The organism is Vibrio sp. Y2-5 (assembly GCF_014596725.1).
Taxonomy (GTDB): domain Bacteria; phylum Pseudomonadota; class Gammaproteobacteria; order Enterobacterales; family Vibrionaceae; genus Vibrio.
Map to the genome: position 1 here is coordinate 92,511 of NZ_JACVEG010000003.1, position 17,034 is coordinate 109,544.

At 45.2% G+C, this 17,034-nt stretch carries 15 protein-coding genes; 10 read left to right on the forward strand and 5 right to left on the reverse strand.

All coding sequences use genetic code 11. The features are described from left to right. Nucleotides 1–89 precede the first annotated feature (89 nt). The 3 genes from aguA to aguB are packed head-to-tail and all read right to left on the reverse strand — an operon-like array spanning nucleotide 90 to nucleotide 3,458. The gene (aguA, locus tag HUO09_RS09710) at nucleotides 90–1,184 is read right to left on the reverse strand and encodes an agmatine deiminase (protein WP_188233843.1); all 1,095 of its coding nucleotides are present in this window, start codon (nucleotides 1,182–1,184) and stop codon (nucleotides 90–92) included. Further along, nucleotides 1,181–2,572: an APC family permease gene (locus HUO09_RS09715; RefSeq protein WP_188233844.1), complete on the reverse strand. Its 1,392-nt coding sequence runs from the start codon at nucleotides 2,570–2,572 to the stop codon at nucleotides 1,181–1,183. Before HUO09_RS09715 ends, aguA begins: the two co-directional genes overlap by 4 nt. A gap of 10 nt (nucleotides 2,573–2,582) precedes the next feature. Continuing rightward, nucleotides 2,583–3,458: an N-carbamoylputrescine amidase gene (gene aguB / locus HUO09_RS09720; protein WP_188233845.1), complete on the reverse strand. Its 876-nt coding sequence runs from the start codon at nucleotides 3,456–3,458 to the stop codon at nucleotides 2,583–2,585. 106 nt (nucleotides 3,459–3,564) lie between these two features. Between aguB and HUO09_RS09725 the strand changes: the two genes are divergently transcribed. After that, entirely contained in the window at nucleotides 3,565–4,458 is an 894-nt protein-coding gene (locus tag HUO09_RS09725) for a LysR family transcriptional regulator (RefSeq protein WP_167413586.1), read from the forward strand. 104 nt (nucleotides 4,459–4,562) lie between these two features. On the opposite strand, the gene HUO09_RS09730 is transcribed toward HUO09_RS09725, so the two are convergent. Both HUO09_RS09730 and HUO09_RS09735 read right to left on the reverse strand, forming a co-directional pair. Next, a complete protein-coding gene (locus HUO09_RS09730) occupies nucleotides 4,563–5,390 on the reverse strand; it encodes a DUF5718 family protein (protein ID WP_223159382.1) in 828 nt (275 codons plus the stop codon). A 29-nt stretch (nucleotides 5,391–5,419) separates the two neighbouring features. After that, the gene (locus tag HUO09_RS09735) at nucleotides 5,420–6,064 is read right to left on the reverse strand and encodes a TetR/AcrR family transcriptional regulator (protein WP_167413587.1); all 645 of its coding nucleotides are present in this window, start codon (nucleotides 6,062–6,064) and stop codon (nucleotides 5,420–5,422) included. 261 nt (nucleotides 6,065–6,325) lie between these two features. On the opposite strand from HUO09_RS09735, the gene HUO09_RS09740 reads away from it, so the two are divergent. The 9 genes from HUO09_RS09740 to uraH all read left to right on the forward strand — a co-directional run bounded on the left by HUO09_RS09740 (nucleotide 6,326) and on the right by uraH (nucleotide 17,034). Continuing rightward, nucleotides 6,326–7,855, forward strand: a complete 1,530-nt coding sequence (locus tag HUO09_RS09740; protein WP_188233846.1) for an ABC transporter ATP-binding protein — start codon at nucleotides 6,326–6,328, stop codon at nucleotides 7,853–7,855. Further along, nucleotides 7,848–8,954 carry an ABC transporter permease gene (locus tag HUO09_RS09745; protein ID WP_188233847.1) on the forward strand — a complete coding sequence of 369 codons (1,107 nt, stop codon included), beginning with the start codon at nucleotides 7,848–7,850 and terminating at the stop codon, nucleotides 8,952–8,954. Before HUO09_RS09740 ends, HUO09_RS09745 begins: the two co-directional genes overlap by 8 nt. Then, nucleotides 8,954–9,883, forward strand: coding sequence for an ABC transporter permease (locus HUO09_RS09750; protein WP_167413085.1), 930 nt, complete (start codon nucleotides 8,954–8,956; stop codon nucleotides 9,881–9,883). The genes HUO09_RS09745 and HUO09_RS09750 overlap by 1 nt, the downstream gene beginning before the upstream one ends. A 412-nt stretch (nucleotides 9,884–10,295) precedes the next feature. Next, nucleotides 10,296–11,372, forward strand: coding sequence for a BMP family ABC transporter substrate-binding protein (locus HUO09_RS09755; protein ID WP_167413086.1), 1,077 nt, complete (start codon nucleotides 10,296–10,298; stop codon nucleotides 11,370–11,372). 160 nt (nucleotides 11,373–11,532) lie between these two features. After that, on the forward strand, nucleotides 11,533–12,942 hold the full coding sequence (xdhA, locus tag HUO09_RS09760; RefSeq protein ID WP_188233848.1) for a xanthine dehydrogenase small subunit: 1,410 nt from the start codon (nucleotides 11,533–11,535) through the stop codon (nucleotides 12,940–12,942). Further along, complete coding sequence (gene xdhB / locus HUO09_RS09765; protein ID WP_188233849.1) at nucleotides 12,935–15,301, forward strand: xanthine dehydrogenase molybdopterin binding subunit; 2,367 nt, start codon at nucleotides 12,935–12,937, stop codon at nucleotides 15,299–15,301. Before xdhA ends, xdhB begins: the two co-directional genes overlap by 8 nt. Next, nucleotides 15,285–16,226 carry a xanthine dehydrogenase accessory protein XdhC gene (gene xdhC, locus HUO09_RS09770; protein ID WP_188233850.1) on the forward strand — a complete coding sequence of 314 codons (942 nt, stop codon included), beginning with the start codon at nucleotides 15,285–15,287 and terminating at the stop codon, nucleotides 16,224–16,226. Before xdhB ends, xdhC begins: the two co-directional genes overlap by 17 nt. Beyond that, complete coding sequence (gene uraD, locus HUO09_RS09775) at nucleotides 16,223–16,714, forward strand: 2-oxo-4-hydroxy-4-carboxy-5-ureidoimidazoline decarboxylase (protein WP_167413090.1); 492 nt, start codon at nucleotides 16,223–16,225, stop codon at nucleotides 16,712–16,714. Before xdhC ends, uraD begins: the two co-directional genes overlap by 4 nt. Beyond that, the gene (uraH, locus tag HUO09_RS09780; protein ID WP_188233851.1) at nucleotides 16,711–17,034 is read left to right on the forward strand and encodes a hydroxyisourate hydrolase; all 324 of its coding nucleotides are present in this window, start codon (nucleotides 16,711–16,713) and stop codon (nucleotides 17,032–17,034) included. The genes uraD and uraH overlap by 4 nt, the downstream gene beginning before the upstream one ends.

The following is a 17,034-nucleotide window of genomic DNA, read 5'->3' on the forward strand; positions in this document are numbered from 1 at the left end:
TTGGTTTAAATCAGCTAATAAATACGCACCAAAGCGACACTAGCTTTGTCACGTTGGTGCGTATTGTTGTTTAATCTTACGATTTGGAGTTAGCTAAGACTTGGAACTTGCTGCGTAATACAGTGAATATTTCCGCCACCTAGAAGTATTTCTCTGGCGTTCACACCAATCACTTCATATCCGGGAAATGCTTCCTCCAACACACCTTTGGCAAGTGCATCATTATTGGCATCCAGCAAAGGAAAAACGATTCGACCATTTGTGATGAGGAAGTTTGCATAAGATGCGGCAAGGCGTTCTCCAGTTTCTCGCACCATACCTTCACTTTGATCGATGCCAAAGGCTTCATGCTCTTCAATATAAAGAGGACCTGGCATTGGCAATTTGTGAACCTTGATTGACCGCCCTTTTGCATCAAGTTGAGTGCTCAACACATCATAAGCATTCCGGCTAATCACATATTGAGGATCACTTACATCCTCACACCAAGTTAGGGCAACTTCTCCAGGGTTCACCACGTGCAATATATTATCGATATGGCCGTTGGTTTCATCGTTGTATAGTCCGTTAGGCAACCAAATCACTTTCTCTGCACCAAGATATGCTAGCAATAATTCTTCAATCTCAAGCTTCGATAGATGTGGATTTCGACTTGGGTGAAGCAAGCACTCTTCTGTGGTGTAGATAGTACCGTCACCGTCACTATGGATTGAGCCACCTTCCAATACAAGTGGCGCTTTAAATAGGTTATCGCCAGTGATGTTTGCCATTTTGTCCGCAACAACGTCATCCAAATCCCACGGGAAATACAAACCATCGTTCAATCCCCCCCAGGCATTAAAATGCCAATCTACACACATACGCTGCCCATTGTCATTCACTAAGTACGTTGCCCCAATGTCTCGCATCCAGCAATCGTTGTAGGACATCTCCACAACTTTTATGTGATCCGATAACTGAGAACGGGCGTTTGCATATTGCTCACGTGCAACCAGCATCACCACCTGAGTCGTTTGAGAGATCGCGTGAGCAACTTCTACAAATGCTTGCTGCGCCAGTTTTCCACTAAACCGCCAGTTGTCACCGCGAATTGGCCAAGCCATCCAGACTTCACTTTGTGGTTCATGTTCACCGGGCATACGAAAACCAAAATCTTTAGGAAAGCCCTCAATAATTTTGCTCATGCTATACCTCTCACACTTGAGGATTTAGTTTGAGAATAAGCACGCTTTAGAAGCAACTCACCAATCATAATTGTTGCAATAACACCCACCAATACTGGCCCTGTGTACTGCCAATCTATCGTACCAGCTATCACATCAGGAAAGATGAAAAGAACCACTGCCTGAAGAATAATGAGCAAGCAAATCAAAGTCATAACTGCCTGTACCATTATGCCACCTGGAGCTTTAAAGGGACGTGGACAAGCAGAATCTGATAGTCGAAGTTTTAGGTAAGCTGGGAACATGAATAGGTACGGCATTAAGAACACACAGCTAGAGAAAGCGAAGATAGACCAGAACAGTTCATCGTTACTATTAGCAAAGAACGCATAAATTACAATGACAGCGCTGGAAACCATACCCGTACACACATTAGCCCCTACAGGTGTTTTATAACGGCTAGAAGTTTTACCTAGAACTTCTGGAAGCTCTCCCTCTCTTGCGGATTCGGCAGCAGCACGACTTGATCCCATCGTCCAACTCACCATATTACCGATGAAAGTAATCAAAGTGACGACGCCTAATGCCATAGTCATAAAATGACCGAATGCACCGTCACCGAACAAGACTCTTAACGTATCGATAATTCCAGTTACCAATCCGACTTCTTCGACTGGTAGTGCCATTAGAATGCCCAAAGTACCAATCACATAAAGTAAAGCAGTTACCGTTATTGCTAGGAAGACCACTTTCGGCATCTGTTTAACATCTTTCATCTCTTTGGTCATTGTGGCAACCAATTCAAAGCCCATAAGGTTGAAAACCAAAGCAGGAAGAAAGGCGACTCCTGAGTCAAAAGAAGGCAAAACTGCTTCAAAACTGAATTCATTCGCCAAACCATGATTTGCGGCATAGATGAAACCACCGATACCTAACACTGAAATGATGATCACTTTCAATACAGCACAGAAGTTTGTTACCCAAACACCAATATCTACAGAGATATTGCACACCCATACCGTTAACCAAGTTAGAGCAATACACATTGCGACTTGAGCAAACAATGAAAGTTCTGGAACAAACAGTTCGGCAAACGTACCAGCGAACAAGATATATACTGCGGGCATCCACAATCCAACGTTAATCCAATAGAACCAAGTGGTACGAATCGCCCAACTGGAGCCGAATGCTCGTTTAACCCAATCGTATATCCCACCTTCACCCGGATAGGCAGAGCTGAGTTCAGAAGTAATTAAACCGTATGGCAGTACAAATACCACCAAAATTAACGCCCACCATCCTAGCGAGCTAACCCCAATAGATGCAGATGCTGTTAGAGTATCCACTACTAACACTGCACATAGGCTAAATAGTGCTAAAGGCGTTACGCCCATTTTTTTGTCTTCCATGACACCAGTCCTATAGTTGTCCATCAAGTGTTAGAAGGTGCTTGTATTGCTCTGGGCGTCTGTCTCTGAACAGCCCCCATGCACTTCGTTGGAATGCAATTTCGTCTAGGTCGAACTCGTGAACGAGAATACCTTGAGTTTCGCGGTCGGCTTTTGCCAAAATTTCACCGTTGTAATCAGCAATGAATGATGAGCCAAAGAAGTTGATTTCTAAATCACGAGTTTGTGCCTGTTCACGACCAATGCGGTTGGAAGCAATGACTGGCATAACATTAGAAGCAGCATGACCTTGCATTGCATTTTGCCATGCTGGTTGAGAATCGAGTTGCGGCTGACTTGGTTCGCTACCAATAGCCGTTGGAAAAAACAGAAGTTCCGCGCCTTGAAGAGCCATACTTCTTGCTGTTTCTGGGAACCATTGATCCCAACAGATACCCACACCAATACGACCATAACGTGTATTCCAAACTTTGAAGCCAGTATCACCAGGGCTGAAATAATATTTTTCTAGGTAACCGTCACTATCTGGAATATGTGTTTTGCGGTAAACCCCCAATAAAGAACCGTCTGCATCAATCACTGCAACAGAATTGAACTTGACGTTCCCTGCTCTCTCAAACCAGCTGAAAGGCAGAACAACTTGCAGTTCTTTAGCGAGGGCAGTAAGTCTTTTAAAAGTGTCATTTTCTTCCAGAGTTGAAGCCAACTTGTGGTAACCCTCGCTAATTTCAATACAAAAATACGGCGTTTCGAATAGCTCCTGTAAAAGAATGATTTGTGCACCTTGTGCAGCAGCTTCACGTACAAGCTGTTCAGCTCTTGCGACATTATCATCAATATTCCACGAACATGGCATCTGAGTCGCGGCAACAGTGACTTTTCTCATTTTATTCCCTTAATTGATAGTCAAAACTTGTAGATATTTTTAACCCTTGTTAGGTTATTATTGAAATGCAAAATTTTTATTTTTATATGAGAGATTTCGATAACTTATGGATATGGATATCAACCAGTTGCGATTGCTCGTCGTACTGGAAAAAGAAAGAAACTTATCAAAAGCTGCCCAGAAAATGTTTATGAGTCAATCTGCTGCAAGCCATGTGCTTTCAAAGCTGAGAGACCGTTTTGATAACCCGCTTTTTATTAAAACTCGCAAAGGGATGGAGCCCACACCTTTGGTTCAAATGCTGTTGCCAGACATTCAAAAAGGGCTATCTTCCATCGATATGGCATTTGCTAAAACCAAACCTTTTAACCCGAGCGTGGATGCAAAAACGTTTTACATTGGCGCAATTGATTACTTTGAGTTTTATGCTTTACCGCGTCTAGGAAAGGCACTGGAAAAGAACGCACCAAACGTCAGAATCGCAATTGAAATCCTTTCTGAAAACATGCAGATGGAACGTGTTGAACAAGGGCATATAGACTTAACCTTGGGTGTTGATCATTTGCAATCTATGCCTCGATATTACCATCGGTATCACTGGCTCACTGACCCGTACGTTGGGATTGTTGCAAATAACAACCCACTACCCAACAAGCTGAATTTTAAAACTTTTCTTCAGACTCCACAGATACACTTACCTTTGATCAACTCCGGAGCCGATCCCATTGAACGATGGTTGCTGGAGCAACATCAGGCACGTCAAATTTCGATGATTGTGCAAAGTTATGCTGTAGGTGGGTTGGTTACATCAAATACCAGTAATTTAATGTGCGTTCCCCTTAGAATAGCGACTGAACTATGCAAAATGCTACCAGTTAGAATTGTGGAGTTACCCCCAAACATACCCGAATTATCGCTGAGTATTTTTACCCATCAGCTTTACGATAGCCAAGACAGCGTTCAATGGCTTATTAGAGAGGTTCAGAAATGCATTCTATAGGTGAGTAATAAAGTCGTTGGGTATAATCAATGCGCCGAACCGAAAAACGGCTTACCTGCATCCGATAAGCCGTTCTACATATTCATATGTAACAAGTGCCTGTTTCATTGACACTCTTGCAATAAAACAACGTGATTGCGTTTCAACTGTTGCGCTTCCCCACGCTCAACAAACGACTGAATCTCATCAAGATCAATACGTGTAGAGTCATACAGTACAGCGCACACTTTGTCTTTAGAACTCAGTTGATGACTTTCACCGAATAGTGTGTAGCGAGAAGAGCCAAGTGAGATCAAAATACGTTCGGGATAACCCGCCTGACCTAATAATTCCTGAATAGAATGCAAAGCACCTTCGTGTTTCTGTGCATTGCTCTGGCTGACTAGCCACGCTATTAACTGTTCATAACTGTAGCTGTAATCGCCCAATGAAACGTCATTGCAACAGAGATTCCATTGGTTGTCTCTGCCAAGAAAACTGCAAAAACGGTACTTATCTAAGTCGGCATTTTTGCTGAAGTCTGAAAGAGGAATAACTTTACTTGCTATCCCTTTAGACGCAGCCCCCCAGTTCTTCTTCTGAGCCAGCTTATCAGCGACAGCGTTACGGTAAGTTGCATCATTAAACAAGGTCATCCCTTCTGGTTCAAAACCAAGCACAGAGGTTCCTAAATATTTGACCTTGGTAATTAGCGCAATTTCGGGCTCCATTTGCACTTTTGCGGTAGGATCGCTAGGTAGCATAAGAACATCGAATGAGTATGGATTGAGGTTCAGATAGGATTCATTGGCACCCGGAACATAAAAAGGGAACAACGCCTGTGGACTCTGCGTATCAACGCTTCCCTGTAAACCCTTTTCTTCACCTGTTTGTTGCAGATGCCCTGCAAAATTTCCTGCGATTCCAATACCAAAAATAGGTATTTCAAACATTGGCTGACTCAAGTTTCCCTCACTTTTACCTATGACGTTTCTACCGCTAAACCGCGGATTATTATGTTAACCAAAAAATTCTGTGCGTCTTCAAATTCACTTTCTGACATGGGTGCCCCTTTGATCAACTCAATCTCAGTGTCAAAATCTGCATAGAACTGAGTTGAGCTCCAAATCAAAAACAGCAGATACAAAGGCTCAACTGGAAGAATTAAACCTTTATCCACCCATGTCTGAATCACTGATGATTTACCGGTAGCCCACTCCACCACCGGAAACTGGATTTCATCCCGAATATTAGGTGCACCTTGAATAATCTCCTGTGCAAAGATCTTCGACTCCTGCGGATGTGTGCGGCTATAGCGCATCTTGCCAACAATATAATTGCGTAACACTGTCTCGGGCGGCATATTGGCTGCGTCTTCCGAAAACCCCTCATTCCATAAGTCTAAAATGTCTTTGAGTAGCGCCTTATACAGCCCTGTTTTCGACTTGAAGTAATACAGAATATTGGCTTTTGGCAAATTAACTCTGTCCGCTATCGCCTGAACCGATGTTCCTTTATATCCGTGTTTTACAAATTCATCGGCCGCGGCTTGCAAAATTAACGTTTCGTTACGCCTGCGTATTTCTCCAGAAATCGTCCGCTTGTGCTGCGCAAGTTCAGTATCCAAAAGAACTCCTTTCAATTTAGGCTTATATTTAAAGTAATCAATGGATAGCACACAGTTGTCAAGTGTCTATTTTTTGCACCATTTTCAACACTATGCACCAATATAAAGCAAAGCAAATGAAAGTTCTCAAGGCTAAGCCTTACGCCTGTTGATGTTGAACACTTGGTCAGGTTTTTGCATTTGGCTCTTATAAATAAAATAGAAGAACAAATAATCCAACAAAAATAGCCGTAAAATTAATTAGAAAGGAATCTGCTCAACATGGACACACCACTACTCGAGCTGTGGAACATCAGTAAGTTCTTCCCCGGCGTCGTGGCGAATGACAAAGTGAATCTTAAACTTCATCAAGGAGAGATCCTTGCTCTATTAGGAGAAAATGGCGCAGGAAAATCAACGCTGGTAAAAATGATCTATGGCGTAAACAGCCCAAGTGAAGGGGCTATTCTGTGGAACAACCACGAAGTCACAATCAGCTCGCCAAACCAAGCAAGAGCCATGGGTATCGGCATGGTATTTCAGCACTTTTCCGTTTTTGAGACACTCACCGTACTGGAAAACATTCAACTGGGTCTAGATAAGGAATTTCTCGACTCAGTTTCCGATTTACGCAAACTCATCATCGATAAGAGTGAACAATACCAACTGCATGTAGACCCAGACAGATATGTACACAGTCTCAGTATCGGAGAAAGGCAGCGTGTTGAAATACTCCGCTGCTTGATTCAGGACGTTAAGCTCTTAATCCTAGATGAACCAACGTCCGTGCTTGCACCACAAGAAATCGAAGGTTTGTTTGAAGTGTTAAACCAGCTTTCAAGCGAAGGTTGCGCCATTTTGTTCATCAGCCACAAGCTTAAGGAAGTAACATCTTTATGCCATCGCGCTGTGATTTTGCGTGGCGGTAAAGTCACGGGTGAGTGTGACCCAAGCCAAGAGACACCAAACTCGATTGCGCGCATGATGGTCGGCGATGAAACACAGCTATCAGAAAGCTACCCAAAAACCGAAACCACAGAAGTCGTTCTGCAAACAAGTAACCTGACACTTTCTCCGTCCCACCCCTTTGGATGTGGGCTTGAGAATGTAAATCTGCAATTACGCGCTGGCGAAATCTTTGGCCTTGCCGGTGTTGCTGGCAATGGTCAGGAAGATTTGCTTGCGGTACTCAGTGGTGAAGACACACGTAGCAAAGCCCAAAGCATTCAATGGCAAGAGATCAATATTGGCGATTGGGACGCAGGTAAACGACGCGAACTTGGCCTCGCCTACGTGCCCGCCAACCGCCTTGGTCAGGGAGCCGTGCCCGAAATGAGTTTGGAAGAAAATACCCTGCTCACTCACTCTCGTGCATTAAGTTCACGCGGGGTGATTAACTTCCCTAAGCTCAAGCAACTTGCCAAACAGCTTATCAGCAGTAACCAAGTGAAATGTCGCAACGAAAATTCTCAGGCGAAGAGTCTTTCCGGCGGTAATTTACAGAAGTTCATTATGGGACGTGAAGTTGCTCAGCAACCGAAAGTCCTTATTTGTGCACATCCGACTTGGGGTGTAGATATCGGTGCTGCCAGTGCCATCCATCGTCAACTCATCGCATTGCGCGATGCAGGTACTGCGGTTCTGGTTGTCTCTGAAGACATCGACGAACTGTTTATTTTGTGTGACCGATTAGCCGCGATTTATGAAGGCCAAGTGTCGGACGCCGTCAAAACCAGCAATACCTCTATCGATCAAATTGGGGAATGGATAGCCGGTGGTTTCGTTTCTCATGTGGAGGTCGCAAATGCTTAAGGTTCAACCCCGTTTAGAAAGTTCTAAGATGATGTCTTGGCTTTCACCATTCATTGCCGTGGTGCTGACTATGGCTGTTTCCAGCTTAATGTTCATTTGGTTAGATGTTGATCCACTCAAAGCCTTCCAAGTGTTTGTCATCATGCCTTTTTCTGACAGCTACAACTTAGGCGAGCTGCTAGTAAAATCGGCACCGTTGATGCTGTGTGCGATTGGCTTGGCATTGTGTTATCGCGCCAATATGTGGAATATCGGCGCTGAAGGTCAACTATTGATTGGAGCTGTCGCCAGTAGTGCCGTAGCGGTAACCGCAACCGACGATTCCGGTTTTGGTACCTTCCTGCTGACTGTTGGTGCGGGTGTTATTGCAGGTGCGTTATGGGCAGGTATTCCTACTTGGCTAAACCGTCGCTTTCACACCAATATCATTCTCACCACCATCATGCTTAATTACATTGGTTTGTACATTCTGCTGTGGGCGGTGCATGGACCACTACGCGATCCCTCAGGCTTTGGTTTTCCTGAATCTGCCATGTTTGTTGATGCAGTAATGATGTCACCGCTTACCGAAGCAGGGCGAGCAACCATGTCGATTGTGATTGCAGTGATTGTTGCGATAGCAGCAGGATTAGTGCTGTTCAAAACATTACCCGGCTTTAAATTACGAGTGATGGGATCTGAGCGCGCAGCCGCTAAATACGCAGGTTTCTCCGAGAACAAATTGGTCTGGGGCGTGATGTTATTCGCGGGTGCTATGGCTGGGTTTGCCGGAGCTGCTGAAGTGATGGGACCGATTGGTCAGTTGGTTCCATCCGTTTCTCCCGGTTACGGCTATGCTGCGATTATCGTGGCTTATCTTGGTCGCTTAAACCCGATAGGTGTGATTATCGCAGCCCTGTTTATGGGGGCTCTTTATATGGGAAGTGACCTTGCTCAGATTGAACTCAACCTGCCAACTGCCGTTACTGGTTTGTTCCAAGGTACCCTGCTCTTCTTCTTATTAGCGTGTGATTTTTTAATCTACTACCGATTCGTTCCGAATCGTTCTTTAAGCAAGAAAACCGCTAGTTCACTGGTTAATGAGAAAGGAGCCGCATAATGGATGCAATGCTAATTCAGTCGCTGTTTATCGCGGCACTAAAAACAGGTACCCCCCTGCTAATCATCGCTTTGGGCGAGTTGATATGTGAAAAAACTGGGGTACTTAACCTTGGTCAGGAAGGCATGATGCTGATGGGCGCAATGGCTGGCTTTGCTGGTGCTATGGTTTCTGGCAGTCTGCTTGTCGGCGTCTTAGTAGCCATGTTGGCTGGTATGATGATGGCTTGGTTATTCGGCATACTGACGTTAACACTTAGCTCAAATCAAGTTGCTACAGGTTTAGCACTGACGATATTTGGCACTGGCCTGAGCGCGTTCTTAGGCGGTAGTTTAGTCGGTAATACTATCCAAGGGTTCAAGCCAATCGCGATTCCCCTGCTCAGTGACATCCCATTTTTGGGCCCGCTGTTGTTCAATCACGACATTTTGGTCTACACAAGTTTTATCCTTGTTGGTACCGCTTGGTGGGTGATGCATAAAACGCGTATTGGTTTGGTAATTCGCGCTGTTGGAGAAAACCCGCACTCTGCAAACGCATTAGGTATCAAGGTGATTAAAGTTCGTTACATGGTCACATTACTTGGTGGTGCATTGGCAGGTCTTGCAGGTGCTTACATGTCGTTATCGTATACACCGATGTGGATGGAAAACATGACTGCTGGCCGCGGATGGATCGCGTTAGCTCTGGTTGTATTCGCTTCATGGCGCATTGGCTATCTGGTGTTGGGGGCATACTTATTCGGTTTCACTTCCATCATGCATTTGATGATGCAGGGTGCTGGAATCGACATCTCTCCTAACCTACTCGCGATGACCCCTTATGTTGCTACTGTCGTTGTCATGGTATTACTGAGCTCGAATGAGCTGCGTCAGAAACTGGCAACGCCAATGAGTTTAGGCAAACCGTTCGACCCTAAACGTCAATAACAACAGATAGAAATCAGCCCGCGTTTGCGGGCTTTTTTGTATATCGCTGCATTTGTTCGAAATGGTCTTTTTAAACAAACGGTAATTTCCCAAGCTCTTCAGCCCACACTTGCGCATCAAATTGGTGCATTTTGTATACATGTAAGCACCATTGTAAAACATTCACTTAAAGTCAATTCCGCCTCAGTGTCTATACTGACTGTATACAATCTATCTAACCCCTTTGTGCACAATGCTTACAAGCCCATTCGAAAATAATTATTTAAAACACGACCAGTTGGTCAACTTTTTGCTAACAATCTCGTATCACGAATTTTTTGCAAGCAACTCCTTATCAATACTCTTTTGCAAGCAAAAATGGACAACCAAATAGCTATCTTAAAATAGCGATATCTTTGAAATGGAGAATTTCATGAAAATAAATCAGTGGATGACGGTTGCAGCACTTTCAGTGTCTGCAGTGTTTTCAACTTCTACCCTTGCGGAAGATCCGATGAAAGTCGGTTTTGTATACGTGGGTCCTGTTGGCGACCACGGTTGGAGCTATGAGCACGACCAAGGCCGTCTGGAAATGGAAAAACACTTCAACGGCAAAGTGCAAACAACATTCGTGGAAAACGTACCGGAAGGTGCGGATGCTGAACGTGTCATTACTCAGCTAGCCAAGTCAGGCAACGAAGTAATCTTCACGACTTCATTCGGCTTTATGAACCCAACAGCGAAAGTAGCCAAACGCTTCCCTAAAGTGACGTTTGAACACGCTACGGGTTACAAAATGGATAAAAACCTAGGTACTTACGTACTTCGTACCTACGAAGGTCGTTACGTATCTGGCGTTGCGGCGGGTATGGCAACAAAATCAAACACGCTTGGCTACATTGCAACTTTCCCAATCCCTGAAGTTATTCGTGATATCAACGCGGTTTATCTTGGTGCGAAAAGCGTAAACCCAGATATCAAACTAAAAATCGTTTGGGTGAACACTTGGTACGATCCGGGTAAAGAATCGGATGCTGCGAACGCTCTTATGGATCAAGGCGCTGACATTATCCTTCAACACACTGACAGCCCAGCACCACTCATCGCAGCAGAAAAACGCGGCATGATGGGTATCGGTCAAGCTTCTGACATGAGCCACTTTGCGCCAAAAGCACACATGTTCTCTGTACGTGACCACTGGGCACCACACTACATCAAAACTGTGCAAGCGGTTATGGACGGTACTTGGAAACCGGAAGACTACTGGGGCGGTCTAAAAGATGAGTTGCTGCAAATTGTTGCTATCAACCCTAGCCTTCCTGAAGAGATCAAGACTGCAATTTCTGACACAGAAGCGAAGATCATTTCAGGCGAAATCGTTCCATTTACTGGCCCGATGAAAGACAACCAAGGCAAGGAAGTTATCCCGGCAGGTCACTCTTTAACAGATAAAGAGCTGGCAACTGTGAACTGGTACGTTGAAGGTATCGACGCAAAAATTCCTAATTAATCACGTCGGGACTCGTCTGCTAGCTCACAGCAGACGAGTCTTTTTTTAACCAAATAGTTGACCAGTTGGACAAGTTTAATAATAAAAACCCGTACTCATTGAAGCAAGGAAGCGCAGAAAGTAAGGCTAAAGCTACAATTAGAAAGGGAGAGAGGAAGTTATGTTAGAGCTAATGATTAATAGTGAGGTCGTCAAAGTGGCGTCTGCCAAAGCAGATACCATGCTATTGAACTACCTACGCGAACAAAAGCAAATGACAGGCTCTAAAGAAGGATGCGCAAGCGGAGACTGCGGAGCTTGTACTGTCGTTTTAGTCAGCTTAAATGGTGATACGCTCAACTATCGCCAAATCAACGCCTGTATTACGCCAATTCATTCACTGCACGGTAAACAGGTGATCACAGTAGAACACCTAAAACAGGGCGATCAACTTCACCCTGTACAACAAGTAGTGGTGGACAAACACGGTACCCAATGTGGCTTTTGCACACCGGGTTTTGTGATGTCGCTATACGCCCTATCGAAACAAAACGAGAAGCCACAACACCCTGCTGATTTCTTAGCGGGAAACTTATGTCGTTGTACCGGTTATGGGCCGCTGATAGAAGCCGCCAACACTATTGCTACCACAGAAATTGAAGATCCACTTAACGCAGAAGTCGAAAGTGTTAAAGCATGGATGAAATCTGTTCAGCCATTGGAAAGTGCTCAGTATATTAAGCCAACCACTCGTCAAGCTCTGGCAAAAGCACGCGCTGAACATCCGAACGCGAAACTGATTGCTGGCGGTACTGATTTGTCGCTGGAAGTCACACAACAACTTAAATCAATTCCGGAATTGATTGATATCTCAAACGTTGATGATCTGCTTGGTATCACCGAAACCACATCAGGCTGGCGTATTGGTGCAGCCGAGCCAATGAACATTGTTCATGAATTTATGAAGAAACACTTCCCAACCACGGATGAAGTGATTGAACGTTTGGGCAGTTTGACCATTCGTCATCGAGCAACATTGGGTGGCAGCCTTGGTCACGCATCTCCTATTGGTGATATTGCACCATTGCTGATGAGCCTTCAGGGTAAAATTGAACTGGATGATGGCGTAAACAAGACTCTTTATGCACCAGAGGATTACATAACGGGTTATCGCGAAACTCTGATCAAACCAAACCAGTGGATCAGTGCGATTCATCTACCTCGTTTAGCTCCAAACCAACTCCATGCTATCTACAAGGTCAGCAAGCGTTACGAGGACGACATTGCAACCGTCACTTTTGCTATCAACATGACCATAGGTTCAGACAAACGCGTCAAGAGCTGCATTATTTCAGCTGGCGGTGTGGCCGCTAAATCTGTACGTCTATTTGAGTTAGAAGAAGTCTTTGTCGGTCACTCTCTCACACAGCCTATCGTGAATAAAGCACGCCAAAAGGTTACTCAGGTGATTCATCCGTTAAGTGACGTTCGTGGCTCTGCGGAGTATCGGGTAAAACTGGTACAAAACCTGCTGCAACGCTTTTACTTAGAATCACAGCAAGTTGAAACAAGGTTGGTGCAACATGCGTAAATTAACTTCTGTTGATACACAAACACCTGCTCAACAACCTGTCACTGAGGTTGTTGGCAAACCGCACAAACATGAAAGTGCGGATAAGCAAGTGAGTGGCGAAGCGTTGTTTGTTGATGATTATGTGACGCCAAGAAATTGCCTTCACGCTGCTGTGGTTATTTCATCTATCGCCAAAGGTAAAATCACCAATCTGGACCTTTCCTCTGTCGAGAACGCAGACGGTGTGGTTAAAGTCTTCACTGCGGATGCGATTCCCGGCGAAAAAGACATTGGCACCATTTTTAAAGGCGACCCACTTCTGGCTTTGGATAATGAAATCCGCTATTTCGGTCAGCCTATCGCTTTGGTATTGGCAACCACTCATGATCAAGCGTGGAAAGCCGCGCGTTTAGCTTCTGTTGAATACCAACAAGAAGCTGTGGCGCTAAACCACGAAAACGCAAGCGAATTACTCCCTTCGCACCAAATGGGCAAACACATTGAACAGAGCGTGTTTGATGATGCGGATATTGCTATCGATAGCGATATGCACGTCGGCGGTCAGGAGCATTTCTATCTGGAAGGACAAGTCAGCCTTGCCGAAGTCACCGAAGATGGCGGTATTTTTGTACGTTCATCGACACAGAACCCGTCTGAAATTCAAAAGCTCATTGCGGAAGTCCTACACATTGATTTTAACCATGTAACGGTTGATATGCGCCGTATGGGCGGTGGTTTTGGTGGTAAAGAAAGCCAGGCCGCACAATGGGCATGTTTGGCATCGCTTGGCGCTTATCACACAAAACGTGCCGTTAAAATTCGACTGCCTCGCGGTATTGATATGACGGCGACAGGTAAACGGCATCCGTTTTACAACCGCTACCAAATCGCAGCCAATCAACAAGGTGAAATCATTGCAGCAGATATTCAGGTGAACGGTATTTGCGGTCACTCCCCTGACCTGTCTGATGCGATTGTAGACCGCGCAATGTTCCATGCAGACAACGCTTATTTCCTTGGTAAAGCATGCATTGAAGGTAATCGCCTGAAAACAGATATGGTTTCTCATACTGCTTATCGTGGATTCGGTGGCCCGCAAGGGATGATAGTGATCGAAAAAGCGATGGAAGAGTTGGCGCTAACCGTCAAACAAGACCCACTCGATATTCGTCTTAAAAACCTCTATCGAGCAGGTAAAAACATCACGCCTTATGGCATGCAAGTTGACCAACACGACGCCATGCTAGAAATCATGAAACAGCTTGAACAAAGTAGTGATTATCGTGCTCGCCGTGAACAAGTTAATCAATGGAACAAAACTCACGCGGTATTGAAGAAAGGCTTATCGTTAACACCGATTAAATTCGGCATTTCGTTTACTGCCACACACCTTAACCAAGCAGGTGCGCTTATCCACGTGTACACAGACGGCACTATGCAGGTTTCTCATGGTGGTACCGAAATGGGCCAGGGTCTGCACACTAAAATCCAACAAATCGTCGCACAAACTTTTGGCGTGAGCTTAGAGAAAGTACTGGTTACTTCTACTCGTACTGACAAGGTGCCAAACACCTCGCCAACCGCAGCATCTTCGGGTGCTGATTTGAACGGTATGGCAGCGCACATAGCCGCATTACAAATTAAACAGCGTCTACTGGAGTTTGCACGTTGCCACTACAAGGTAGAAGAAGTGGATATCGTCAACGGCCAACTAGTGGGTGTAAATGAAACGGTCACTTGGGCTCAACTGGTGCAAAAAGCGTATATGGCGCGCGTTTCTCTTTCTGCAACTGGTTTTTACCAAACACCGAAGATTGGTTACGACAGAAAAACCGCGACGGGTCACCCCTTCTTCTATTTCTCACTAGGTGCATCTTGTTCCGAAGTCACGATTGATACTCTCACAGGTGAGATGCGTGTTGATCGCGTGGATATCCTGCACGATGTGGGTAACAGCTTAAACCCAGCCATCGACCGAGGTCAGATTGAAGGTGCCTTCGTGCAAGGTTTGGGATGGCTGACCACCGAAGAACTTGTATGGCATGAAGACGGTCGCCTACTGAGCAGCAGCCCAATGAACTACAAGATCCCAACCATTGGTGACTATCCAAAACAGATGCACATTGACCTGTATGAGAAAGCGAATCCAGAGCACAGCATCTATCGCTCGAAAGCGGTGGGCGAACCGCCTTTCATGCACGCCATCAGTGTTTGGTGTGCAACGTATGATGCGGTGGCTTCGATTAGCGGCCACAAGCATGCGCCACAGTTACACGCCCCAGCAACTGGCGAAACCATTTTGAGTGCCTGTGAAGAGCAACTTCAATGGATAGAGCGCAGCGTGGTGAAGGAGACTGAAGATGCCGTCACACCATAACCCACAAGGCTTTGAGCAGTTCAATGTTAATCAGTTCAACAAGAATGAGCTGCTCAACAACCCAAGTATGCACTGGCTTAAAGCATGCCAAATGCTTGAACAGCAAGGTGAAGCTTATTGCATCGCAACTGTGGTTGCCTACGTTGGCTCGGTTCCGAGGTCAAGCGGCTCTAAAATGGTGATAACACAAGCGTGCCAGTTCGACACGCTAGGCGGTGGTAACCTTGAGTATAAAGTTATCGCACAGGCTCGCGAAGGATTAGCTTCTCATCAAAGCCAAGTGGTCATTGAACGTTTCTCGCTATCCGCCGATCTGGCGCAATGTTGCGGCGGTGCGGTTCAGGTGATGTTTGAGTATTTTCATACCCAAACACCTCAGGTGGTTATCTTTGGTGCTGGTCATGTGTGCCAGGCGTTAACCACAGTGTTAAATGAGTTGCCTTGTCAGTTGACTGTGGTCGATAGCCGCCAAGAGTGGCTAAACCCCTTGCAGGACAAAGGCATCAAGGTTGAACTGCTAGAAAACCCTATTGAAGCTATTAGTCAACTACCTAACAACGCCTATGTGATTGTGATGACTCAAGATCATGGGCTCGACTTTGAGATTACCCGTCTGGCATTGGAAGAAAACCGCTTTGCGTTTGTTGGGCTGATTGGTTCACAAGGTAAAAAACAACGCTTTGAATTCCGTTTGAAAGAGCAGCTAACAGACACCCAACTCATTGATAACCTCACCTGCCCGATTGGTCATCCGGATGTAAAAGGCAAACTACCGATGCAGGTTGCAGTTTCGGTAACGGCTCAACTGATCGGCTTATTCAGTGAACATGAGGCTAGCACAGTTCATCGTGATACCAACATCGAAGAAGTGCAATGGAAGCAGGCAAATGAAGCTCGGAAGGTTTTAAAGGAAGAAAAGCAATGACAGCAGTACCAACGAGCTTGGAACTCGACGATCAAGCATTGAATAAAATCTGTACCAGTCAGAAGTGGGTATCGTTAGTGAAAGCAAAAATGCCTTTCAATGGTTCTTCAGAGTTCAAAAACGCAGCAGAAGAAGCGTTTGCAGAACTTGAAGAACAAGATTGGCTGGAAGCTTTCTCAGGTCACCCAATGATTGGTGATATATCCACACTGCAAAAGAAATACGCGCAGGGAAAATCATTAAGTGAAAAAGAACAAGGCGGCGTGAAAAATGCCTCAGATGAAACCTTGCAGCAGTTGCTGTTACTTAACCAAGAATACGTTGAGAAATTTGGTTTTATCTTCATTGTTTGCGCCACCAATAAGAGTGCTGATGAGATGCTGAGTTTGCTGCAAGAGCGCATTAACCGCACGCGTGCTCAAGAGCTGCATCAGGCCTCAATAGAACAACAAAAAATTAGTCAGATAAGAATGGAAGCTTATTTATGAACAAACTCAGTTGCCATGTATTGGACACAGCGAACGGTCACCCCGCCGCAAATATCGTTGTAAAACTTTATCGATTGGGCAGTTTTGATTGCCTTGCAGAGCAAACCACAAACGAAGATGGTCGCGCCGTTTTTGAAGGCATCACGCTTGATAAACATAACTTTACCTTGCGCTTTCTGGTACAGCCCTACTGTGAAGAACAATTCGGGGCATCTTTCTTTCCAATGATCGACGTGCATTTCACGGTTAGCGACGACAGAAACTACCACATACCGCTACTTCTTTCGCCTTACTCATATTCTAGCTATCGAGGTAGTTAA

Bases quoted from the DNA above. Each gene is read 5' to 3' on its own strand.
- aguA (WP_188233843.1), bottom strand. From the start codon at position 1,184: ATGAGCAAAATTATTGAGGGCTTTCCTAAAGATTTTGGTTTTCGTATG.
- HUO09_RS09715 (WP_188233844.1), bottom strand. From the start codon at position 2,572: ATGGAAGACAAAAAAATGGGCGTAACGCCTTTAGCACTATTTAGCCTA.
- aguB (WP_188233845.1), bottom strand. From the start codon at position 3,458: ATGAGAAAAGTCACTGTTGCCGCGACTCAGATGCCATGTTCGTGGAAT.
- HUO09_RS09725 (WP_167413586.1), top strand. From the start codon at position 3,565: ATGGATATGGATATCAACCAGTTGCGATTGCTCGTCGTACTGGAAAAA.
- HUO09_RS09730 (WP_223159382.1), bottom strand. From the start codon at position 5,390: ATGTTTGAAATACCTATTTTTGGTATTGGAATCGCAGGAAATTTTGCA.
- HUO09_RS09740 (WP_188233846.1), top strand. From the start codon at position 6,326: ATGGACACACCACTACTCGAGCTGTGGAACATCAGTAAGTTCTTCCCC.
- HUO09_RS09745 (WP_188233847.1), top strand. From the start codon at position 7,848: ATGCTTAAGGTTCAACCCCGTTTAGAAAGTTCTAAGATGATGTCTTGG.
- HUO09_RS09750 (WP_167413085.1), top strand. From the start codon at position 8,954: ATGGATGCAATGCTAATTCAGTCGCTGTTTATCGCGGCACTAAAAACA.
- HUO09_RS09755 (WP_167413086.1), top strand. From the start codon at position 10,296: ATGAAAATAAATCAGTGGATGACGGTTGCAGCACTTTCAGTGTCTGCA.
- xdhA (WP_188233848.1), top strand. From the start codon at position 11,533: ATGTTAGAGCTAATGATTAATAGTGAGGTCGTCAAAGTGGCGTCTGCC.
- xdhB (WP_188233849.1), top strand. From the start codon at position 12,935: ATGCGTAAATTAACTTCTGTTGATACACAAACACCTGCTCAACAACCT.
- xdhC (WP_188233850.1), top strand. From the start codon at position 15,285: ATGCCGTCACACCATAACCCACAAGGCTTTGAGCAGTTCAATGTTAAT.
- uraD (WP_167413090.1), top strand. From the start codon at position 16,223: ATGACAGCAGTACCAACGAGCTTGGAACTCGACGATCAAGCATTGAAT.
- uraH (WP_188233851.1), top strand. From the start codon at position 16,711: ATGAACAAACTCAGTTGCCATGTATTGGACACAGCGAACGGTCACCCC.